The sequence below is a fragment of the Bradyrhizobium sp. HKCCYLRH3073 genome (assembly GCF_051167995.1).
Lineage (GTDB): Bacteria > Pseudomonadota > Alphaproteobacteria > Rhizobiales > Xanthobacteraceae > Bradyrhizobium.
The window spans coordinates 1-22,279 of the sequence record NZ_JBNPUD010000007.1; the positions used below are offsets into that span (position 1 = coordinate 1).

The 22,279-nt window shown below is 66.5% G+C and carries 19 protein-coding genes; 10 read left to right on the top strand and 9 right to left on the bottom strand.

Translation table 11 applies throughout. The annotated features are described in order from the left end of the window. Positions 1–161: 161 nt before the first annotated feature. The 5 genes from ACQR1X_RS17525 to secG form a co-directional block, all read right to left on the bottom strand. Complete coding sequence (locus ACQR1X_RS17525; protein ID WP_434899276.1) at positions 162–1,373, bottom strand: MFS transporter; 1,212 nt, start codon at positions 1,371–1,373, stop codon at positions 162–164. Beyond that, positions 1,373–2,236, bottom strand: coding sequence for a 3-deoxy-8-phosphooctulonate synthase (gene kdsA / locus ACQR1X_RS17530; RefSeq protein ID WP_434899277.1), 864 nt, complete (start codon positions 2,234–2,236; stop codon positions 1,373–1,375). Before kdsA ends, ACQR1X_RS17525 begins: the two co-directional genes overlap by 1 nt. 117 nt (positions 2,237–2,353) lie before the next feature. Then, on the bottom strand, positions 2,354–2,680 hold the full coding sequence (locus ACQR1X_RS17535) for an NIPSNAP family protein (protein ID WP_316183674.1): 327 nt from the start codon (positions 2,678–2,680) through the stop codon (positions 2,354–2,356). A gap of 386 nt (positions 2,681–3,066) precedes the next feature. Next, entirely contained in the window at positions 3,067–4,698 is a 1,632-nt protein-coding gene (locus ACQR1X_RS17540) for a CTP synthase (protein WP_316183673.1), read from the bottom strand. A gap of 167 nt (positions 4,699–4,865) precedes the next feature. After that, positions 4,866–5,249, bottom strand: coding sequence for a preprotein translocase subunit SecG (gene secG / locus ACQR1X_RS17545; protein ID WP_315799765.1), 384 nt, complete (start codon positions 5,247–5,249; stop codon positions 4,866–4,868). 210 nt (positions 5,250–5,459) lie between these two features. Here secG and ACQR1X_RS17550 point away from each other — a divergent pair, with 210 nt between their 5' ends. Both ACQR1X_RS17550 and ACQR1X_RS17555 read left to right on the top strand, forming a co-directional pair. Beyond that, on the top strand, positions 5,460–6,026 hold the full coding sequence (locus ACQR1X_RS17550; protein WP_434899278.1) for a helix-turn-helix domain-containing protein: 567 nt from the start codon (positions 5,460–5,462) through the stop codon (positions 6,024–6,026). 2 nt (positions 6,027–6,028) lie between these two features. After that, positions 6,029–6,553, top strand: coding sequence for a GNAT family N-acetyltransferase (locus tag ACQR1X_RS17555; protein ID WP_315799763.1), 525 nt, complete (start codon positions 6,029–6,031; stop codon positions 6,551–6,553). A gap of 37 nt (positions 6,554–6,590) precedes the next feature. Here the strand turns inward: ACQR1X_RS17555 and tpiA are convergent, their stop codons facing one another. Then, a complete protein-coding gene (gene tpiA / locus ACQR1X_RS17560) occupies positions 6,591–7,346 on the bottom strand; it encodes a triose-phosphate isomerase (RefSeq protein WP_316236379.1) in 756 nt (251 codons plus the stop codon). A gap of 222 nt (positions 7,347–7,568) precedes the next feature. Here tpiA and ACQR1X_RS17565 point away from each other — a divergent pair, with 222 nt between their 5' ends. The 5 genes from ACQR1X_RS17565 (at position 7,569) to ACQR1X_RS17585 (ending at position 14,708) form a co-directional block, all read left to right on the top strand. Then, positions 7,569–9,476 carry a peptidylprolyl isomerase gene (locus ACQR1X_RS17565; RefSeq protein ID WP_316217892.1) on the top strand — a complete coding sequence of 636 codons (1,908 nt, stop codon included), beginning with the start codon at positions 7,569–7,571 and terminating at the stop codon, positions 9,474–9,476. 22 nt (positions 9,477–9,498) lie between these two features. Then, on the top strand, positions 9,499–10,512 hold the full coding sequence (gene trpD, locus ACQR1X_RS17570; RefSeq protein WP_315799760.1) for an anthranilate phosphoribosyltransferase: 1,014 nt from the start codon (positions 9,499–9,501) through the stop codon (positions 10,510–10,512). A 16-nt stretch (positions 10,513–10,528) separates the two neighbouring features. Beyond that, positions 10,529–11,347: an indole-3-glycerol phosphate synthase TrpC gene (gene trpC / locus ACQR1X_RS17575; protein WP_434848278.1), complete on the top strand. Its 819-nt coding sequence runs from the start codon at positions 10,529–10,531 to the stop codon at positions 11,345–11,347. A gap of 2 nt (positions 11,348–11,349) precedes the next feature. Next, the gene (gene moaC, locus ACQR1X_RS17580) at positions 11,350–11,844 is read left to right on the top strand and encodes a cyclic pyranopterin monophosphate synthase MoaC (protein ID WP_434899279.1); all 495 of its coding nucleotides are present in this window, start codon (positions 11,350–11,352) and stop codon (positions 11,842–11,844) included. A 152-nt stretch (positions 11,845–11,996) separates the two neighbouring features. After that, the gene (locus ACQR1X_RS17585) at positions 11,997–14,708 is read left to right on the top strand and encodes a bifunctional diguanylate cyclase/phosphodiesterase (protein ID WP_434899280.1); all 2,712 of its coding nucleotides are present in this window, start codon (positions 11,997–11,999) and stop codon (positions 14,706–14,708) included. A 250-nt stretch (positions 14,709–14,958) separates the two neighbouring features. Here the strand turns inward: ACQR1X_RS17585 and ACQR1X_RS17590 are convergent, their stop codons facing one another. Continuing rightward, positions 14,959–16,293 carry a S41 family peptidase gene (locus ACQR1X_RS17590; RefSeq protein WP_315799756.1) on the bottom strand — a complete coding sequence of 445 codons (1,335 nt, stop codon included), beginning with the start codon at positions 16,291–16,293 and terminating at the stop codon, positions 14,959–14,961. 420 nt (positions 16,294–16,713) lie between these two features. Between ACQR1X_RS17590 and ACQR1X_RS17595 the strand changes: the two genes are divergently transcribed. From ACQR1X_RS17595 to ACQR1X_RS17605, 3 genes are all read left to right on the top strand, one after another. Further along, entirely contained in the window at positions 16,714–17,850 is a 1,137-nt protein-coding gene (locus tag ACQR1X_RS17595) for an alpha-hydroxy acid oxidase (RefSeq protein ID WP_434840505.1), read from the top strand. Between the two features lie 45 nt (positions 17,851–17,895). Beyond that, positions 17,896–18,525, top strand: coding sequence for an HAD family hydrolase (locus ACQR1X_RS17600; RefSeq protein WP_316183659.1), 630 nt, complete (start codon positions 17,896–17,898; stop codon positions 18,523–18,525). A 1,061-nt stretch (positions 18,526–19,586) separates the two neighbouring features. Beyond that, entirely contained in the window at positions 19,587–20,246 is a 660-nt protein-coding gene (locus ACQR1X_RS17605; protein WP_434846947.1) for a hypothetical protein, read from the top strand. 48 nt (positions 20,247–20,294) lie between these two features. On the opposite strand, the gene ACQR1X_RS17610 is transcribed toward ACQR1X_RS17605, so the two are convergent. Together ACQR1X_RS17610 and ACQR1X_RS17615 are read right to left on the bottom strand one after the other, a co-directional pair. Continuing rightward, positions 20,295–21,284: an alpha/beta hydrolase gene (locus ACQR1X_RS17610; protein WP_434887156.1), complete on the bottom strand. Its 990-nt coding sequence runs from the start codon at positions 21,282–21,284 to the stop codon at positions 20,295–20,297. A gap of 12 nt (positions 21,285–21,296) precedes the next feature. After that, on the bottom strand, positions 21,297–22,229 hold the full coding sequence (locus ACQR1X_RS17615) for an MBL fold metallo-hydrolase (RefSeq protein ID WP_434887155.1): 933 nt from the start codon (positions 22,227–22,229) through the stop codon (positions 21,297–21,299). Between the last annotated feature and the right edge of the window lie 50 nt (positions 22,230–22,279).

Sequence of the window (22,279 nt, forward strand, 5' to 3'; positions counted from 1 at the left end):
CCGCAGAAGAATCCACGCCATGCACCATGTCCAGTCTGTCTGAACCGGACAGCCGTGGGACAAGCCCGGCCATGACGGAGCAACAAATGAGCAGGCGTTCCTGCGGCTATGGCTCGGTGTCTTCAGATGCAATGAGCATGCACCTGTGCCCGACAGGGCGGTCAGCTCGCCGCCGCATCCGCCGGCGGCCGCTGGCGCAGCAGCGCGGCGCAGGCGAAGCCGAGCGCGACCATCAGGACAGCGGCGGCGAGCAGCGTCGGCTGCTTGCCGCCATGGACCACGCCAAAACCGTAGGCGATGGGGCCGACGGTCTGGCCGAGGAAGAAGAAGAACGAGTGCAGCGACATCGCGGTGGCGCGGGCGCCGATCGACAGCTCGCTGGCGAACACCTGCAGGCAGCCATGGATCATGTAGAAGCCCCAGCCCATCATCAGCATGCAGGCGAATTGCAGCTTCCAGCCGGGACCGAAGGCGAGCGCGGCGAGCTGCAGGGCCACCAGGGCGGCGCCGACGATCATCATGCCCTTGACGCCGAGCCGCGGCAGGAAGCTCGAGACCGTGAAGGTGTAGAACAGGCCGCCGACGGCAAAGCCTGCGATGACGATGCCGGCGATCGACAGCGAGGTCTCGCCGAGATCGAACAGGAACGAGGCGATGAACGGAAACAGCCCGAACACGCAGCAGCCTTCGACGAACACCGCCGGAAAGCAGAAGCGCGCATTCGGGTTGGTGAAGATGGTGCGGTAGCCCTTCCTCAGCGCGGCGAGATCCGTGGTCGGCACGTGGGTGACCTTGGCGCCGCGGAAACCGGCCGCCACCGCGAGCGAGGCGATCAGTCCGAGCGCGCCGAGGATCGCGAGCACGCCGCGCCAGCCGATGAAGTCGCCGATGATACCGGATGCCGTGGCGCCGAGCAGGTTGCCGGCCATCGATCCCGCCAGCGTCCGGCCGATCGCAACCTGGCGCTTGTCGGGCGCGACGAGATCGCTGGTCAATCCGAGCGCGACCGGGAACACGCCGCCCGAGGCAACGCCAGCGAGAATGCGCGAGGCGAACAGCAGCGGAAACGAGGTCGCGAGCGCGCCAAGGATGCTGGCGACGCCGAGCAGCGCGAGGCACAGCGTCATCAGGCGCGCCTTGCCGAACAGATCGGCGGCGGCGCCGATCGCCGGCTGGATCAGCGCATAGATCAGCGCATAGCCGGCGGCGATGCCGGCCGCCGTCGCAATGCTGATCGAAAAATCCTCGGCGACATGCGGCAGCACCGGATCGAGCGCCCGCGTCGACAGCGCCGCCGAGAAGCCCGCCAGCGCGATGATGTTCACGGCTGGCGGAAACTTGTTGTCTGCGGGCTTGGCGACGGGCTGGTGCATCAGCTGATGGCGTCTGCCGTCTGCGCCTTGGCGAGCCGGTCGAAGTCCATCAGCGTCTTCAACAAGGCCTCGAACTGTGCGAGCGGCACCATGTTCGGTCCATCGGAGGGCGCATGATCCGGATCGGGATGGGTCTCGATGAACACGCCGGCGACGCCGACCGCGACGGCCGCGCGTGCCAGCACCGGGACGAATTCGCGCTGGCCGCCCGAGGAGGTGCCCTGCCCGCCCGGCTGCTGCACCGAATGCGTCGCGTCGAAGATGACCGGCGCCCCGGTCGTGCGCGCCATGATCGGCAGCGACCGCATGTCCGAGACCAGCGTGTTGTAGCCGAACGAGACGCCGCGCTCGGTCGCCAGCACGTTCGGATTGCCGGCGCCGGTGATCTTGGCAACGACGTTCGCCATATCCCACGGTGCCAGGAACTGGCCCTTCTTGACGTTGATCACCTTGCCGGTCGCGGCGGCCGCGAGCAGCAGGTCGGTCTGGCGGCACAGGAAGGCGGGGATCTGCAGGATGTCGACGGCCTGCGCCACCTCGGCGCACTGGCTCGCGTCATGGACATCGGTCAGCACGGGAAGGCCGAGCGAGGCGCGGATCTCCGCGAAGATCGGCAGCGACTGCTGGAGGCCAAGCCCGCGCGCGGCGGAGCCAGAGGTGCGGTTGGCCTTGTCGAACGAGGTCTTGTAGACGAGGCCGATGTTCAGGCGCGTCGCGATCTCCTTCAGCGCCGAGGCGACCTCGAGCGCGTGCGCGCGGCTCTCGAGCTGGCACGGCCCGGCGATGACCGCGAGCGGCAGATGATTGCCAAACTTGACGGAGCCGAGGCTGACGACCGGCGCGGCGGAGATCGGAGCGTTCACAACTTCATCCTCTTCGTGCGCGCGACCATGACCCGGCGCAGGCCGCCGGATCAACCCGGCGCGGCCCCGCGAATAGCAGGGTTGCGGGGATCGGTCATCCCCGCCCCTCCCCGGCCTCTACTTCAGCGCCGAGAACGCGGTCGGCACCAGGAACTGGCTGGTGATGTTGGCGACGATCTGGCCGTCCTCCTCGCTCTTGGCGCGCGCCGCGATCCAGTCCGGATTGGTCATGAACGCGGTCCATTTGGTCTCGCGCTCGGCGAGCGACTCCCAGGCGAGGAAATAGGTCAGGTCCTGGTTGGACTCGCCGATCAGGGTGGTGAAGAAGCCGACCGGGCGGATGCCGTGCTTTTCCCACAGCTTCAGCGTCGTGTTTTCGAAACGCTTGAGCAGCGCCGGCAGGCGGCCGGGAATGCAGCGATAGATGCGGCTCTCATAGATCATGTGATCCTCCCTGATCTGTTCTTGCTTCGCGTGAACAGGGAGCGTTGTCGCAACAATCACTGCTGCCGTCAAAGGCGGAGTGACCGCTGTGGCCGCAGGGTTGGAGATGGCTCAACGCGTCTCCTGCCGCTGCGCTTTGGCGACGGGCCGTTTGCTCGTGGAGAGAGATTTGCGCCACTTGGAACGTTGTTCGACCCTCACCCTGAGGAGACCGCCGCAGGCGGTCGTCTCGAAGGGCGAGGCCCGGACCTTGGCCTCATGGTTCGAGACGCGTCGCAAAGGCGACGCTCCTCACCATGAGGGTCCGGCTCCGAAATCGGCGCTGCACATTGGCCATGAGCAGCGTGCTCATGGAGAGGCGTGATCGCTCGCCCCTCGCGTCTGGCTCAGACCAGCCGGCTTTGCACCACCGCGGCCTGGATGAAGGACGCGAACAGCGGATGCGGCTCGAACGGGCGCGACTTCAGCTCGGGGTGGAACTGGACGCCGATGAACCACGGATGGTCCTCGTACTCGACGATCTCCGGCAGCACGCCGTCCGGCGACAGGCCGGAGAACTTCAGGCCATGCTGCTCGAGCCGGTCCTTGTAGGCGGTGTTGACCTCGTAGCGGTGGCGATGGCGCTCGGAGATCTCGGTCGCGCCGCCATAGACCTCGGAGACGCGGCTGCCGCGCTTGAGCGCCGCGGGATAGGCGCCGAGCCGCATCGTGCCGCCGAGATCGCCGCTCTTGGAGCGCTTCTCCAGCTCGTTGCCGCGCAGCCACTCGGTCATCAGACCGACCAGCGGCTCCTTCGTCGGACCGAACTCGGTCGAGTTGGCCTCGGCGATCCCGACGAGATTGCGCGCGGCCTCGATCACCGCCATCTGCATGCCGAAGCAGATGCCGAAATACGGCACGTCGCGCTCCCGCGCGAACTGCGCCGCCCGGATCTTGCCCTCGGCGCCGCGCTGGCCGAAGCCGCCGGGCACCAGGATGCCGTTGACGTGCTCGAGGAACGGCGCCGGGTCCTCGTTCTCGAACACCTCGCTCTCGATCCAGTCGAGCTTGACGCGGACCTTGTTGGCGATGCCGCCATGCGACAGCGCCTCGATCAGCGACTTGTAGGCATCCTTCATGCCCGTGTACTTGCCGACGATCGCGATCGTCACGTCGCCTTCCGGGTTGCGGACGCGCTCGTTGATCGTGTGCCAGCTCGACAGCGCCGGCGGCACCCGCGGCTCGATGCCGAACGCGGCCAGCACCTCGTCGTCGAGACCCGCGGCGTGATACGCCTCGGGCACGGCATAGATGTTGTCGACGTCGCGCGCCTCGATGACGGCGCTTTCGCGCACGTTGCAGAACAGGCCGAGCTTGCGCCGTTCCTCCTTCGGGATCGGGCGGTCGGTGCGGCACAGCAGGATGTCCGGCTGGATGCCGATCGAGCGCAGCTCCTTGACCGAATGCTGCGTCGGCTTGGTCTTCAACTCGCCGGCGCTCGGGATGTACGGGAGCAGCGTGAGATGGATGTAGATCGCGTGATGGCGCGGCAGCTCATTGCCGAGCTGGCGGATCGCTTCGAAGAACGGCAGGCCCTCGATGTCGCCGACGGTGCCGCCGATCTCGACCAGCACGAAATCGTACTCGTCATTCCCGGACAGGACGAAATCCTTGATCGCGTTCGTCACGTGCGGGACGACCTGGATGGTCGCGCCGAGATAGTCGCCACGGCGCTCCTTGGTCAGGATGTCCTGGTAGATCCGCCCTGTGGTGATGTTGTCGGCCTTGGTCGCGGGCCGCCCGGTGAAGCGTTCGTAATGGCCGAGATCGAGATCGGTCTCGGCGCCGTCGTCGGTCACGAACACTTCGCCGTGCTGATACGGCGACATCGTGCCTGGATCGAGGTTGAGATAGGGGTCGAGCTTGCGAAGCCGGACCTTGTAGCCGCGGGCCTGCAGCAGCGCGCCTAACGCGGCTGAAGCCAGACCCTTTCCGAGCGAGGAAACCACGCCGCCGGTGATGAAGATGTACCGCGCCATGGGACCCTACCTTTAATGCCGCTGATGCGATTCGCCAAAACGAATCGTGGTCGGCCCGCAACGTCGTCGCGGGCCTGTGGGTGACGTCAAAATATGAATGGCCTCAGGGACTTGAGACCGCTTTATGATGCAGGACGCCAACTGCGTTCCTGCATGGCTTGCCCGCTTTATTGCGACTGCGGGGCCTGCGGCGCGCTCGGTGCCGCGGGGGCCTGCTGCTCGTCGGCCTTCTTGAGCTGGTCGAGCACGCCGCCGCTGGTCGGCGCCACCGGGGTCGCCCCGCCCGATTGGGTCTGCCCAGGCACGGTGCCGAGGATCGAGGCCGGCTTGCGATCGTATCCTGCCAGCCAGGTCAGGGCCAGGCTGGTGAGGAAGAAGCCGACCGCCAGGATCGCCGTGGTGCGCGTCAGCAGGTTCGCCGTGCCGCGGCTCGACATGAAGCCGGCGCCGCCGCCCATGCCGAGGCCGCCGCCTTCGGACTTCTGCAACAGCACCGCGCCGATCAGGACGGCGACGATCATGAGGTGAATGACGATCAAGACAGTCTGCATGGTGACCTTCCGTCACAAGCCCTCGCAGGCCCCGGCCGGAGGCCGGGATCGCGAGAGCTTCGCGGGCTATTCGGAAATTTGCGCGGTGTTACACGATCGTGTCGCGCAACGCCACCCCGCAGATAATCGCAAGCACGCTTCACACAAGCGCCGATGTAGCCCTCGGGGTCGCCCCTTGCCGTCCGCCTCGATATCCATTATCAGAGACGAATGGATCAAATAATGGACGATTTCAGCCGACGGCTCGCGCGCCGCCTGCTGCTGGAACGCGACGCCCGCGGGTGGTCGCTGGCCGACCTCGCCGAACGCTCCGGCGTGTCGAAGGCAACCATCAGCAAGATCGAGCGTGCCGAGGTCAGCCCGACCGCGGTCATCCTGGTGAAGCTCGCAAGCGCGTTCGACCTCACGCTGGCCGGCCTGATGCTCCGCGCCGAAGCCCAGTCGGAGCGCCTGTCCAAGGCGGCCGAGCAGCCGGTCTGGCGCGATCCGGAGACGGGCTATGTCAGGCGCCAGGTCTTTCTCAGGCCGGATCATCCGATCGAGCTGGTGACGGTCGAGATGCCGGCGCACCGCAGCGTGACCTTGCCGGCCTCTTCATACATCCACATCCGCCAGCTTCTCTGGGTGCAGAGCGGACAATTGACCATCACGGAAGGCGCGGACCGCCACGTCCTCGGCCCCGGCGACTGCCTCGGCTTCGGCCCACCGATCGACACCACCTTTGCCAACGAATCGGACGCACCCTGCGTCTATGTCGTGGCGCTTGCCCGGAGTTGAGCATGTTACCGCGAATCGCAGCCTTGTCCGACACGCCGGCCATTCGCGCGGCGCTGAGCGCGATGCTGATCGAAACAGTGGCCCATGGCGGGTCCGTCAGCTTCATGCACCCGCTCAGCTCCGGCGATGCCGATGCTTTCTGGCAGGACTCGCTCGCGGCCGCGGAGCGCGGCGAACGAATCGTGCTGGGGGCCTTTGACGGGCAGGACCTGATCGGGACGGTGACGCTGCAGCTGAAGCTGCCGCCGAACCAGCCACATCGCGCCGAGATCGCCAAGATGATGACCCGCGTGAGCCATCGTAAGCGCGGCGTCGCACGTGCTCTGCTGGATGCGGCAGAAACCCTCGCGCGCGGGCACGGCCGCACGATGCTCGTGCTCGACACCGCCGAAGATGGCGGCGCCTCATCACTCTATGAAGGCGTCGGCTTCCAGCTGAGCGGCATCATTCCAGACTATGCCGTGAAGCCGCATGGCGGCCTCACCGGCACGATGATCTATTGGAAGCGGATTGGAGAAGCGGCATGAGGCGCAGGGTATCAGAGCGCCCGGCTCACCTCGGCTCTCAACAGCCCTTCGCAATTGCGAGAAAATCAGCCGCTTTCAGGCTAGCGCCGCCGACCAGCGCACCGTTGACATTCGCGACCGCCATCAGCTCGGCCGCATTGGAGGGCTTGACCGAGCCACCATAGAGGATACGCATGCGCGCCCCCTGCTCCTTGAAGCGGTCGATCAGCAATTGCCGAATAAAGGCATGAATCTGCTCGACATCCTTGGCGGTCGGCGTGAGGCCGGTGCCGATCGCCCAAACCGGCTCATAGGCCACGACCAGGTTGTCGGCCCGTGAGTCCTGCGGCAGGCTGAGGTTGAGCTGGCCGCGCAGGATGTCGAGCGTCTGTCCGGCATCGCGCTGCTGCTGGGTTTCGCCCACGCAAACGATCGCGACCAGCCCGGCGCGCCACACCGCCTCGGTCTTCTGGTGCACCACAACATCGCTTTCGCCATGATCGGCACGCCGCTCGGAATGGCCGACGATGATGGCGCTGGCGCCAGCATCGGCCAGCATCTCCGCCGAAATGTCCCCGGTATGGGCTCCTGAGGCCTTAGGGTGGCAGTCCTGCGCGCCGATCGCGATCGCGTGGGTGCCGCGCGCCCGCTCGGCGAAGCCTGCCACCAGGGTGGCGGGAGGACAGACCAGCAGGTCGGCCTTGCCGGTGACCTCGGCGGCTCCGGCCAGCATGGCGTCGAACTCGGTGGTCGAGGCCTTCAGGCCGTTCATTTTCCAGTTGCCGGCGATCAGCGGCCGGATGCGGTCGGTCATGGCGGGATTCCAGCAAATGTTGTGACGGACATCGGCTAGCAGAGCCCTTCGAGGAGCACCAGAGCGGGAGCCGTCTTCTCACCGCTTCAATCGGCCTCAGGGCCGAGGTTGCGACCGGGCGGCTGCCTCTTTATAAGCCGTTTCAACTCGGCGACGGCCTTTCGCGGAATCTGCTTTAAGGCGCGGCCTCTTCATCCTTTTTCCTGCAGACAGACTGGACCCATGCTTCGAGGATTACGCAAGGCCTCATCAAACTGGCTCGGCAAGACCATCATGGCGGTGGTCATGGGCGTTTTGATCGTCAGTTTCGGCATCTGGGGCATCGCCGACATCTTCCGCGGCTTCGGGCAGTCGACGGCTGCAACCGTGGGACGCACGGAGATCTCGATCAACGAGTTCCGGCAGATCTATACCGACCGGCTGCAGCAGATCGGCCGCCAGCTCGGCCGTCCGCTGACCACCGAGCAGGCCCACATGTTCGGGCTCGACCGCTCCGTTCTGCAGCAGACGATCGCGGAAGCCGCCCTCGACGAGCAGGCTCGCCGTCTCGGTCTCGCCCAGTCCGATGCGGAGACCATGCGGGTGATCCTCAGCGATCCCAACTTCAAGGGCCCGAACGGGGCATTCGACCCGCAGCGTTTCCAGGCCATCATCCGCAATTTCGGCTTCACCGAGCAGCGCTATCTGGCTGACCAGCGACGACAGTCGCTGCGGCGGCAGATCACCGGCACGATCGCGGCCGGGCTGGAGCCGTCCAACACGATGCTCGAGGCGCTGAGCCGCTTCCAGAACGAGCAGCGCTCGATCGATTACATCAAGCTCGACGCGGCGCAGGCCGGCACCATCGATGCGCCCTCGCCCGAGGTTCTCGCGTCCTATTTCGATGAGCACAAAGCCCAGTTCAAGGCGCCGGAATATCGCAAGATCTCGTTCGTCGTGGTGACACCCGAAGAGATCGGCAAGTCGACCGACGTTTCTGACGAGGACGCCAGGAAGCTGTTCGACCAGCGCAAGGCGCTGATGGGCACGCCGGAGAAGCGCCAGGTCCAGCAGATGACCTTCCCCACCATGGAGGAGGCACAGGCGGCGCGCGCCCGGATCGCCGCGGGTGAAGTCACGTTCGACGAGCTCGCCAAGGAGCGCAACCTCAACCCGGCCGATCTCGATCTCGGTCTGGTGACGAAATCGGCGATTCTCGACCCTGTCGTTGCCGATACCGCCTTCTCGCTGCCGACCGGCGAGGTCAGCCAGCCGGTCAAGGGCGCGTTCAACGTGGCGCTGGTCAAGGTCAGCGCGATTCAGCCGGGCCAGCAGCCCGAATATGAGAGCGTCGCTGCCGAGATCAAGAAAGAGATCGCAGCCGACCGCGCCAAGTCGCAAGTCGCCAATCTTCGCGACAAGATGGAAGATGAGCGCGGCGGCGGCGCCAGCGTGGCCGAGGCCGCCAAGAAGCTCGGTCTCAATGCCGTTACGCTCGAAGCGGTCGACAGGTCCGGCAAGCAACCCAACGGCCAGCCCGTTTCGAACATCCCGCTTGGCCTTGATGTCGTTGCGCAGGCCTTCACCAGCGACGTCGGTGTCGACAACGAGCCGATCTCGTTCCGCGGCGGCTATGTCTGGTTCGAGGTTCTCGGCATCACCCCGCCGCGCGATCGCGCCCTCGACGAGGTCAAGGATCAGGTCGCCGCGCGCTGGCGCGACGACGAGGTCGCAGCGAAGCTGCGCGCCAAAGCCACCGAGCTGGTCAAGAAGCTCAACGAGGGGGGCAAGCTCGCCGATGAGGCGACATCGCTGGGCGTGAAGATCGAGACGGCCAGCGCGTTCAAGCGCGACGCCTCGGTGCCCGGCGTCCCCACCGGAGCGATCACCGCCGCGTTCCGCACCGCCAAGGACGGCGTCGGCCAGACCGAGGCTGATGGCGGCCGGCAGTGGATCGTGTTCCGAGTCACCGACATCATCGATCCGAAGGTCGACCTTGCGTCCGAGGACACCAAGAAGCTGAAGGACCAGTTGCAGCGCGCGCTCGCCGACGAGCAAGGCACGGCCTATGTCATGAAGCTCGAGAAGGACATCGGGACGACGATCAACGAGGCCGCCGTGGCCCAGGTGGTCGGCGGCAACAATCAGTGACGGTTTGCTAGGGGCACGCGTGATGGACGATCTCAAGTCGATCATTGGCAAGGTCGCGACCGGCGCGCCGCTGTCCCGCGAGGAGGCGGCGTCCGCCTTCGACAGCATGATGTCGGGCGAGGCGACGCCGTCGCAGATGGGCGCGCTGCTGATGGCGCTGCGCGTGCGCGGCGAGACGGTCGAGGAGATCACCGGCGCCGTCAGCGTGATGCGGGCGAAGATGCTGCGCGTCGATGCGCCGGCGAGCGCGGTCGACATCGTCGGCACTGGCGGTGACGGCTCCGGCTCGGTCAACGTCTCGACCTGCGCCTCCTTCATCGTGGCCGGCGCCGGCGTGCCGGTCGCCAAGCACGGCAACCGCGCACTGTCGTCGCGGTCCGGCGCCGCCGACGTGCTCGCCGCGCTCGGCGTCAAGATCGACCTGAAGCCGGACCAGGTCGGACGATGCGTGCACGAGGCCGGCATCGGCTTCATGTTCGCGCCCGCGCATCATCCGGCGATGAAGAACGTCGGACCGACCCGGGTCGAGCTCGCCACCCGCACGATCTTCAATCTGCTCGGTCCCCTGTCCAATCCGGCCGGCGTCAGGCGCCAGATGGTCGGCGTGTTCTCGCGGCAATGGGTCGAGCCATTGGCCCACGTGTTGAAGAATCTCGGCTCGGAGGCCGCCTGGGTCGTGCACGGCTCCGACGGGCTCGACGAGATCACCTTGACTGGCCCGACCTTCGTCGCCGCGCTGGAGAACGGCCATATCCGCACCTTCGAGGTCTCGCCCGAGGAGGCCGGGCTTGGCCTGTGCGGCAGCGACGGTCTGAAGGGCGGCGACGCTGCGGCCAATGCGGTGGCGCTGCAGAGCGTGCTGGACGGCCTGCCGAGCCCCTATCGCGACGTCGCTCTGCTGAACGCTGCGGCGGCGCTGGTCGTCTCCGGCCGTGCCAAGACGCTGAAGGACGGGGTCGCAATCGGCCGCGATTCGCTCGACAGCGGCGCCGCGGCGGCGCGGCTGAAGCAGCTGATCGAGGTCTCCAACAGCTGATCCACCGGAGCGTGCCATGTCGGACATCCTGACCAAGATCGAAGCGTATAAGCGCGAGGAGATCGCGGCAGCCAAGCGGGCATGCGCGCTGCCCGAACTCGAGGCCCGCGCGCGCGTCGCTTCGCCGCCGCGTGGCTTCGTGGCGGCGATCCGAGCCAAGCACGTAAACGGCGACTACGCGCTGATCGCCGAGGTGAAGAAGGCCTCGCCGTCCAAGGGACTGATCCGCGCCGATTTCGATCCGCCGGTGCTCGCAAAGGCCTACGAGGCCGGCGGCGCGGCCTGCCTGTCGGTGCTGACCGACACGCCATCGTTCCAGGGCCATCTCGACTTCATGGTCGCCGCGCGGGCCGCGACCGCCCTGCCCGTGCTGCGCAAGGACTTCATGTTCGACACCTACCAGGTGATCGAAGCGCGTGCTCACGGCGCCGACTGCATCCTCATCATCATGGCCGCGCTGGACGATGCCGCCGCTGCGGACATCGAGGCTGCCGCGCTCGCCCACGGCATGGATGTGCTGATCGAAATCCATGATCGCGCCGAGCTCGATCGCGCGCTGAAGCTGCGCTCGCCGATGATCGGCATCAACAACCGCAACCTGCGCACCTTCGAGACCACGCTGGCGACCTCCGAGGCGCTGGCGCCGCTGGTGCCGAAGGAGCGCCTGCTGGTCGGCGAGAGCGGCATCTTCACGCCCGCAGACCTCGCGCGCTTGGCGCGCGTCGGCATCCAGACCTTCCTGGTCGGCGAGAGCCTGATGCGGCAGGCGGACGTCACGGCGGCGACGCGCGCGCTGCTCGCGCGCAATGCCGCCTCCGCCAGCGCGGCTGAGTGACCATGTCCGACAAGTCGCCCGACGCTCCCGCCCTCACCCACATCGACGCCCGCGGCGAAGCCCGCATGGTCGACGTGTCGGACAAGGCCGCGACCGAGCGAACCGCGACCGCCGAGGGCCGCGTCGTCATGAGCCCGGCGACGCTCGAGCTCATTTTGTCAGGCAACGCCAAGAAGGGCGACGTGCTCGGCACTGCCCGCATCGCGGGCATCATGGCCGCCAAGCGGACCTCCGAGCTGATTCCCCTGTGCCACCCGCTGGCGCTGTCCAAGGTCACCGTCGACATCACGCCCGATGCCGCGCTACCCGGCTGCATCGTCAGCGCCACCGTCAAGGTGACCGGGCCGACCGGCGTGGAAATGGAAGCCCTAACGGCCGTGTCCGTCGCCTGCCTGACCATTTACGACATGATCAAGGCGGCCGAGCGCGGCGTACGCATCGAAGGTATCCACTTGACCGAGAAGATCGGCGGCAAGTCCGGGCACTATCGCGCCTGAAGAGATTACCAAGTCAAATACAACTTCGAATTAATTGTTCGCTAACTCAACTTCCTAACCTCACTTCCATAGCGGGCCTATAGCAATGGTTGTGGGAGGGACGTCGTAGCGGTCCATCCCGAAGCGCCTATCGCAAGCGTATTCAGGGGCCGATGACGACCAACGCCAGTCCACGGAATGCCCTCAGAGCTTCGACCGACCGCGGTGGACCGATCCGCTGGCTGGTCGGCGGAGGCCTCGTGCTGATTGCAGCCATCGCGATCGGCACGACCATCATGGCCGACAGTTTCCGGGAACGCGCGCTGAACAGCGCGACGCGCGAGCTGGAGAACACCGTCCTTCTGCTGGCGCGTCATTTCGATCAGCAGATGGAGGATCTCGGCGCGATCCAGCGCGATCTCGCCAACTACGTCCGACAGAACCACATCGACACCGGCGCCCGCTTCAAGGAGCAGATGGGAAGTGCCGCCGTCAATGCCATGCTGAAGGACAAGCTGAGCGCGGTGACCTATGTCGGCGGTTTGAACATCTTCGACGCCGAGGGCAACCTGATCAACTCCGGAGCGGCTTGGCCGGTGCCGCCCGTCAACATTGCCGATCGCACATTTTTCAAGCGGCTGAAATCCGATCCGACTGCGCCGCAACTGCTGATCGAACCGGTCGTGGGCCGGATCACCGGCACCTATGTCGCGGTCATCGCCCTGAAACTGACCAGTCCCAGCGGCGAGTTCCTGGGCATCATCAGCCGCAGTCTCGAACCCATCAATGTCGAGCGGTTCTTCGCCTCCGTTGCGCTCGGGCCCGACGCAGCGATCTCGATGATGCATCGCGACGGAACCCTTCTGGCCCGCCATCCACGCCATGAGGGCATGCAGAACCAGAACTACAAGAACGCGCCGATCTTCCGCCAGATCCTGGCCGGCGATGGCAACACCACGGGCATTTTCAGCAGCCCCGTCGACGGCGAGCACCGCATCGGCGCATCGCACCGGCTGACGAGCTATCCCTTGATCGTGACCGCGACGACGACGGTCTCGGCGGCGCTCGCTGACTGGCGCGAGCAGATGCGCTTCCTGATCGCCGTCGGCGTGACATCGGTGCTGCTGATCGCCGGCATGCTCTACGTCGTGGTGCGCCGGCTGATCAGCGACCACGACATTTCGAGCCGCCGCTTGACGCTGGAGAAGGAACGGCTCGACAAGGCCGTCAACAACATGACCCAGGGCCTCCTGCTGTTCGACGCATCGGAGCGCCTGGTCATCAGCAACCAGCGCTACGTCGACATGTACGGCCTGTCGGCCGACGTCGTGAAACCAGGCTGCACGTTCCGCGAGCTGATCGCGCACCGCAAGGCGACCGGCTCGCTCGCGGGCGACGACGGCGAATATGCCGATGCGGTGCTGCGCGACATCGGCCGCAAGACCTCGCAGATCATCGAGACCACGGACGGTCGCTGGATCCAGATCGTCAACGAGCCGATCGCGGGCGGCGGCTGGCTCGCCACCCACGAGGACATTACCGAGCGCAAACGGTCCGAGGAGCAGATCACGCATCTGGCGCACTACGACGCCCTGACGGATCTGCCGAACCGCACCCTGTTCCACGAGCGCCTCGAGGAGGAGCTGACCGGCGTCCCCCAAGGCCGGCGCCTCGCGCTGCATTACATCGACATCGACGAGTTCAAGGGCGTCAACGATTCGCTCGGCCATCTCGTCGGCGACGAGCTGTTGAAGTCCGTCGCGGCGAGCCTGAGCGCCTGTGTCGGCACCACGGGATTCGTCGCCCGCCTCGGCGGCGACGAGTTCGCCGTGGTTCAGACGGCGATCCGCAACCGCGAGGACGTCGAACAGCTGATCGAGGACATTCTCGGCGCGATCCGCGCGCCGCGCGACTGCCTCGGCCATCAGCTCACCGCCGACGCCTCGATCGGCGTGGCGCTGATCCCCGAGCACGGCACCGATCTCGACCAGATCATGAAGAACGCCGATCTGGCAATGTACGCCGCCAAGGGCGCGGGACGGCGCACCTGGCGCTTCTTCGAGCCCGAGATGGACGCCCAGGTCAAGGCGCGCCACCAGCTCGAGGTCGACCTGCGCCAAGCCATCGCCGACGATCGGCTCGAGGTCTACTACCAGCCCTGCCTGAGCCTGCAGGACGACCGCATCGTCGGCTGCGAGGCACTGGTGCGCTGGAAGCATCCGGTGCGCGGCACCGTCTCGCCGGCCGAGTTCATTCCGATCGCCGAGGACACGGGCCTCATCAACCTGCTCGGCGAACGCGTCCTCCAGGTCGCCTGCACCGAGGCGGTGAGCTGGCCGGACGAGATCCGGCTCGCCGTCAACGTCTCGCCGGTGCAGTTCAAGAGCGGCACCCTGGCGCTCAAGGTCGCCAACGCACTTGCGACCTCCGGCCTGCCGCCGCATCGGCTGGAGCTCGAGATCACCGAAGCGGTGCTGATCCGCGACGACGACGCGCTCGACACCCTGCACCAGTTGCGCGCGCTCGGCGTCCGCATCGCGCTCGACGATTTCGGCACCGGCTATTCGAGCCTCAGCTATCTGCAGCGCATTCCGTTCGACAAGATCAAAATCGACCGCTGCTTCGTCCAGGACATCACCGAGAGCGAGGGCTCCGCGGCGATCGTGCAGGCCGTGGTCAACATTGCCGCCATCCGCAAGATGTCGACGACCGCCGAGGGCGTCGAGACCGAGGCGCAGCGCCAGGTGCTGAAACGGCTCGGCTGCTCGGAGATGCAGGGCTATCTCTTCAGCCCTCCGAAGCCGGCGGCCGACGTGCGGCAATTGTTCGCCGCGCAGCGCACCAATCGCTCATCCGGCCGCCGTTCGCGCTCGGACGCCGCCTGAGCCGGTTCCGAACCGATAAATACCGTTGCAATTTGAGGCGTTTCCGCAAGCCAGATTCAAACCCTGCCGACCAGTCGTCCCGTTCGCCGCTTGAAGTCCACAGCTCCGCCATGATCTATCGGACACAGACGGACATGCTCCGTGTCCGCCAGTACACGCTGGTCGAAAACCACGGCGGGACGGCCTCAGGGCCGCCCCGTCGGGTGTGAGCATCGAGCGTCGCAAGCCGCGCACCCGCCCACTTCGCAGATCAGTTCGGCACCGCCGCCTTGGCGCGGACATCGGCGTTCACCGTGACGCCCCGCAGCACGTTGAATGCGGCGTGCAGCGCCTTGTCGTCCTTCTCGTCCGGCGGAACGTAGGACTGCGACCCGGTCTGCTCGGTGCCGTCGGCGGCCGAGAGATGGCCGCGCATGCCGGCCTCCCCCTTGAGATCGCCGCGATCCTTGAATTCGTCCGGCACGTCCTGCTTGACCTCGATGTCCGGCGCGATGCCCTGCGCCTGGATCGAGCGGCCCGACGGCGTGTAGTAGCGCGCCGTGGTCAGCGCCAGCGCGCCATTGCCGGCGCCGAGCGGAATGATGGTCTGCACCGAGCCCTTGCCGAACGAGCGCGTGCCGACCAGCGTCGCACGCTTGTGATCGTGCAGCGCGCCGGCCACGATCTCCGAGGCCGAGGCCGAGCCGCCATTGATCAACACCACGAGCGGCTTGCCCTTGGTGAGATCGCCGCCGCGGGCGGTGAAGCGCTGCGTCTCTTCCGGATTGCGGCCGCGGGTGGAAACCACCTCGCCGCGCGGCAGGAACGTGCTGGAGACCGACACCGCCTGGTCGAGCAGGCCGCCCGGATTGTTGCGCAGGTCGACCACGTAGCCGGCGAGCTTCTCCTGCGGGATCTCCTTGGAGATGGTGGCGACGGCCTTGCGCAGGCTCTCGGTGGTCTGCTCGTTGAAGGATGTGATGCGGATATAGCCGATGTCGCCGCCTTCGGTGTGATAGCGTACCGGGCGCACCTTGATGATCTCGCGCGTCAGCGTGACGTCGAGCGGCGACTCCTTGCCCTTGCGCATGATCGTGAGCTTGGTCTTGGTGTTGACGCCGCCCTTCATCTTGGCGACGGCCTGCTCGAGCGTCAGTCCCTGCACGGCTTCGCCGTCGATCTTGGCGATGAGATCGCCGGAGAGAATGCCGGCCTTGGACGCGGGCGTGTCATCGATCGGCGCGACGACCTTGACCAGGCCCTCTTCCATGGTGACCTCGAGACCGAGTCCGCCGAACTCACCGGACGTCGTCTCCTGCATGTCGCGCCAGGACTTGTCATTCATGTAGCGCGAGTGCGGATCGAGCGACGACACCATGCCGTTGATGGCGCCTTCGATCAGCGCGGGATCGCTGGGCTTCTCGACATAGTCGGCGCGGACACGCTCGAACACCGCACCGAACAAATTGAGCTGCGAATAGGTGTCGGCCATGCCGGCCGCGGCCTTGGCCTTCGCCACGAGTTGCGCGCCGTCGGGACCCGTCACCATCAGGGTCAGACCGACGCCGGTCATCGTGCCCGCCAAGAACAGCCAGTTTTTCCGCATTGTTTGCTTCCCGAGCGTTTGTTGGATGGCCGGTCGATCACAGGGTCCGCACGCGTCGCCGGCGCGATTTGTGTTGCGAACTCACACCACATTTCCGGTTTCTTCAAGGCCGATATTGCGCCGCCGTACCGGAGCCCGACCGCCGGCGCCCGCATCCGAAATGGACGTTCGCAGGCTGAAATCAAGATCAGGGCTGCGCCTGTCCTCCAGGGACCGACTGCACATATCCGGTCTTTCACGGGCACCCCTCATCACATTTCGACGAGCCGCGGAAGATGACGCAATTTGACCGCCGGCGGCTGCGGCGACCGCCTTTGCACGCCCGGCGAACTCCAGTTCGGAATGGCTTGCACCCGGACCGCACGATGGGCGATGCTCCGCGGCAAAACCGGGAAACATGACAGTCGCTGGGAGGCAACCATGAACCAACAGTCCCCGATCGAGGCCGGGTGGCGGAACGTCGAGCTCGGCTCGAGCGACGAGAAGTTCCAGAACCTGCACGAGTTCATCCGCAAGGCCCGCGCCCAGCTCAACCAGAATGCCTGGGACTACATCATCGGCGGCGCCGAAACCGAGACCACGCTGCGCCGGAACCGGATGGCGCTCGACGAGATCGCGTTCCGTCCGCGCGTGCTGCGCGACGTCTCCAGGGTCGATGCCTCGGTCGAAACCTTCGGCCGCAGGCTGCGCCTGCCGGTGGTTCTGGCCCCGGTCGGCGCGCTCGAAATCTTCGATCCGGCAGGGGCCGCCAGCGTCGCTCGGGGCGCCGGACGATTCGGGGCCGCGCATATGCTGAGCTCGGTGTCCGAGCCCGGGCTGGAGAAGACCGCCGAGGCCGCTCCCGACGCGCTGCGCATCTTCCAGCTCTATGTCCGCGGCGACGACGCCTTCGTCGAGGACTATGTGAGCCGCGCCGTCGCCAACAGCTACACGGCGTTCTGCCTCACCGTCGACACCGCCCACTACAGCCGGCGCGAGCGCGACATCGCCAAGCGCTATGTGCGCGAAAGCCGGCTGCGCGCGACCGGCGGCGATCATCAGAAGGCGCTGAGCTGGCACACCGTCAGGCTGATCAAGGACAAGTTCAAGCTGCCGCTGATCATCAAGGGCATCGCGACCGCCGAGGACGCGCAGATCGCGGTCGATCACGGCGTCGACTGGATCTACGTCTCCAACCATGGCGGCCGCCAGCTCGATCATGGCCGCGGCGCGATGCACGTGCTGCCGGAGATCGTCGCGGCGGTGAAGGGCCGGGCCAGGATCATGGTCGACGGCGGCTTCTGCCGCGGCACCGACATCGTCAAGGCGATCGCCTCCGGCGCCGATCTCGTCGGCATTGGCCGGCTGCAATGCTGGGCGCTGGCGGCCGCCGGCGAGGACGGCATCCTGCGCATGCTCGAGCTGCTGGAGGACGAGGTCATCCGCGCGCTCGGCCTGCTCGGCGTCACCTCGTTCGCGGAGCTGAACGCATCCTATCTGCATCCGGCGACCGCCACCAACCTGCCGAGCGTGGTCAGCGCGTTTCCGCTGGTCGACATCGAGCCCTATCGCTATTAAGGAAGCGCTCCGTCGCTTCCACACCAGGCACCGCCGCCGCTGTCCATGCCCTCCTCCGCTCTCCACCCCGGCGCGGCCGATGCGCTGCTGTTCGATCTCGGCCGCGTCGTCATCGACATCGATTTCGTCCAGGTGGTCTCGCGCTGGGCGGCGCATGCCGGCTGTCCGCCCGAGCAGATCGCGGCGCGCTTCGTGCGCGACGAGATCTATCACGGCCATGAGCGTGGCACCGTTTCCGACGCCGCGTTCTTCGCCAACCTGCGCCAGCAGCTCGGCATCGACATCACCGACGCGCAGTTTCTTGATGGCTGGAACGCGATCTTCGTCGGCGCGATGCCGGGCATCGCCGCGCTGCTCGCACGCGCGGCGGAAAAGCTGCCGCTCTACGCCTTCTCCAACACCAACCAGCCGCACATCGATCACTTCTCGCCTGTTTACGCCGATCTGCTCGGTCACTTTCGCGAGATCTTCCTGTCGTCGTCGATCGGCCTGCGCAAGCCGGATGCCGAGGCGTATGATCACGTGGTGCGAGCGATCGGCGTGCCCGCCAAGCGGATCGTGTTCTTCGACGATCTCGCCGAAAACGTCGAGGGCGCGCAGGCCAGCGGGCTGAATGCGGTGCTGGTGCGCTCGACAGCCGATGTCGCCGCGGCGCTGGAGGCGCTGGGGATCTAGGCGTTTGTCGGAAGGACGCGTCATGGCCGGCGGCGGCGTATCAACGAGGCTCGGGCCCGCAACTCCGCCACAACCTCCGCTGTCGCCCCTGCGAACGCAGGGGCCCATAGCCACCGGCAGCCATGATCTGGCAAGACTCGTTCGATATCGTGCGCAAAACATCTCCCTGTGGCTATGGATCCCGGGTCGGCGCCCCGCCGCCGCTGGCGCGGCGTCGTGACTTGCCCGGGACGACAGCGGAGGGCGGCGCTGGATCGAAGCTCATACAGGCTTGAGGCGGTGAGAGAGGCACGAGGAATTCGCAAAGACGAAAACTCCGCTTCTCGATCACCGCGCAAAAACGGAGTCCCACCGCGGAAAAATTCTGAGTTGCTGCGCTCGCAATCACGACGTCCACTCATGCGAAATTGTTCTCGCGGCACGGTGAGCCCGAGTGATGCTGCTGTCGTTCACCCTCGAAGTCGGAGGGCGCAGGGAATGCCGGGCTGCAGGCCGCAACCCATGGCCCGCCTGCAGAAAAAAAGCAGGCGGCAGTCACCACAGGTCCAGCCGACATCCGGCATTCCCTGCGCGATGGTCTTCACGCTTACTTCGCGCTCTCCCCGGTGCTCCGGCTTGTTGGCCACCGTCGCCGTCGGGCTCATCATCACCCGCCGGCTTGGCATCAGCGTCGGGATGCCAGGACCACGCGACTTCACGTCCGCGCCATGCCGTCCGTCCACATGCCGAAGCACGCTGCGACACGTCGCGGCCACCGCATCCCGCGCTCCACGTCCGTGACGATCGCGAAGCGCCCCTCCTGTCGAGCACGGGACCAAATCAGCATAGCAGACTTTTCCGAAAAAGCGAATCCTAAATTCGGCCGCCGGCAACGGCGCCGTCCGGCCCGCCTCCCGGCGCGTCCGCTGGCCGCGGACGGCCCGACCGCCTAAGCTGTCCGCTCCTGCACGCCCGCCGCCCGGAAGAACCGAATGCCCCTCGACATCATCTGTTTGCGTGACCGGCCCGACCCGATCCCGCGCGTGTTCTCGCCCGAGCTCGATGGTCTTTGGCCCCCCTTCATGCGTCAGGACCGGACCGCAATGTTGTACTTCGACCCGCCCGTGTTCGACCACTATTTGGACTGCGCCTATGCGGCGCTGGCCGGTGACGAGGTGGTCGGACGCGGCTTCGCCATTCCCTTCGCCTTTGGCATCGAGGGCCGCCGGACGCTGCCGGATGCGGGCTGGGACGAGGTGATCCGCTGGGGTCACGAGGATCGCCTGCTGGGGCGGCAGCCGACGACGATGAGCGCGCTCGAGATCGCGCTGCTGCCGAAGGCGCGCGTGCCCGGCAGCTCGCTCGCCATGCTGGCGGCGCTGAAGGACGGCGCGCGCGCAAAAGGCTTTGCCGAGCTGTACGCGCCGGTGCGGCCGAACCAGAAGCATCTGGTGCCGCGGACGCCGATGCGCGCTTATCTCGATCAGCGGCGCGAAGACGGCCAGCTCGCGGATTCCTGGCTGCGCACGCACATCCGCATCGGCGGCGAGATCGTCAAGATCGCGCCGTGCTCGATGACCATCGTCGGCACGCTCGCCGAGTGGTCGCAATGGACCGGCGTGACCTTCGATCGATCGGGTGAGATCGAGATCCCCTGTGCTCTCGTGCCTGTGCTCGCGTCGGTCGCGCACGACCATGCCGCCTATGTCGAGCCGAATGTCTGGATTCGACATCCGCTCTAACAGACCGCACGAAAGCCGTCCGCCCGTTGCAGATCGTCCGCGCCATGATCAACGCGCCGGCACGGCGCGTTCGTCGAGAAATCCGATCACTGCATCGAACGCCTGCTGTCGATTCCGCTCCATCAGGACCATGTGCGTGCCCTGGCCGATCTCGACCAGGCGCTTGTACGGCGCGCTCGCGAGTCGAACGAACAGGTCGTGCGCCATCTCGAAGCTGACATCCACATCCCATTCCGCCGAGAGCAGGAGAACCGGGCAGTTGATGCTGCCGGGATCATAGGTCGGCCTGGCCGCGGTCCAATGCGCGCGGACGTCCTGTACCGCGCCCGAGGGCGCGCGGATCGCGTCGGGGTACGGCGAGTCCGGATCGGTCGCGAGCGTCGCCTGCGCCCAGGTCTCGAACCAGCCGTCCGGAATCAGCTTGTCCCGCGCGTGCTCCGGAGCGGCGCCGCGCCATGCCGCCTCGAACGCGCGCGGGGTGACGATCCGATAGGCGCCGAGCGGTCCGCCGGCGTCGATGCGCAGCGGCTCGCTCGACAGCCAGAGCGGCGTCACCAGGATCAGCTTCTCGAGCTTCGCGTTCGCCGCGCTCGCGAACATGCCGGCGATCGTGGCGCCCCAGGACATGCCGAGCACATTGACGCGCGGGATATCGCGATGCCGGCGGATGAAATCCACTGCGGCAGAGAAATCGTCCACGGCGGTCCACGCATTGGCCAATGGAGAACCTTCCTCTGGCGCGCGCGACATCTCCGGCGGCCGGCTGGAGCCGCCGTAGCCGCGCGCGTCGACGGCCCAGACGTCGTAGCCGGCCTGCGCCAGCACATCCATGAAGGAGGCACCATCGACCGCGACGTCGAACAGGCTCGCGGACGAAAAGGTGGCGCCGTGCATCATCACCAGCGTGCGCTCGGCCGAGAAGCGTTGCAGGTCGTGCCGGCGCTTGTTGATGAGCTGAAGCTGGACGTCGGACACCGGACCTTCGATCAGGCGGCGCTCGGAAACGATGCGCGAGGAGAACGTTGCATTATCGATCATGGCCATCTCGGATCAGGCGAAGTGCCAGGCAAACCGGTCGCCGTCGCGGCTGACGCGCCCGGCCGAGGACTCGGCGAAATGGGTGGTGAACACGAGGGAGCCGGTCTCCGCGGCATGGTTCATCGCCCATAGCCGTGAGGTCCGCGCCGCCTCCGGGAATTCGCAATAGACCGAATTCCAGTCCGGATGCGCGACCTGCATCGGATGATGCAGCACATCGCCCCAGAACAGCGCGCGCTCGCCACGCGAGCTGAAGCTGATGCAGGCGTGATCGATGCTGTGACCGGGGCTCGGCACAAAACGGAAGCCGTCGACGACCTCGCTGCCATCGACCGTGATCTCGCGCGCGAGGCCGGCCTCGACGATCGGCAGCACGCTGTCTTCGTAGACCCCCGGCATCGGTGGATGCAGCATGGGTCCGAGCCCGGCCGCGTCCCTGATCGCGGCGTCCGAGCCGTCGCCGGCCGAGAGGGCGGCGACATAGGCGCGCTCTCGGCCCGAGAAAACGTGCTGGGCGTTCGGAAACACCGGCGTCCAGCGGCCATCGGCAAGCTGCGTATTCCAGCCCACGTGATCCGCATGCAAATGCGTCATCAGGACGAGGTCGACATCGTCGGGGGCGACGCCGGCCGCCCGCAATCGGTCGAGGAACGGCTCGTTCAGGCGATGCAGAACGGCCGCGCCGGGCCGCTCCTTGTCGTTGCCGGTGGCCGTGTCGATCAGCACCACCCGCTCCGGCGTCCGCACCAGCCAGCTATGGATGCTCAGGCGCAGCGATCCCGTGCGCGGATCGACCGATCCCGGCCCGAAACGGCCGCGTTCGCGGGCAATGCTGGCGGCGTCCACGCCTGGAAACAGAAACTCGCCCTCGACCGCATCGAGACCGATCTCGAAAATCCTGCTGATGGTGGCGTCCCCGACGCGATAGGTCGTGATGTCCTGCATGTTTGGCGGCCTCGATCCGAACGGTGATCTTGTCTGGGCCGAGATCTACG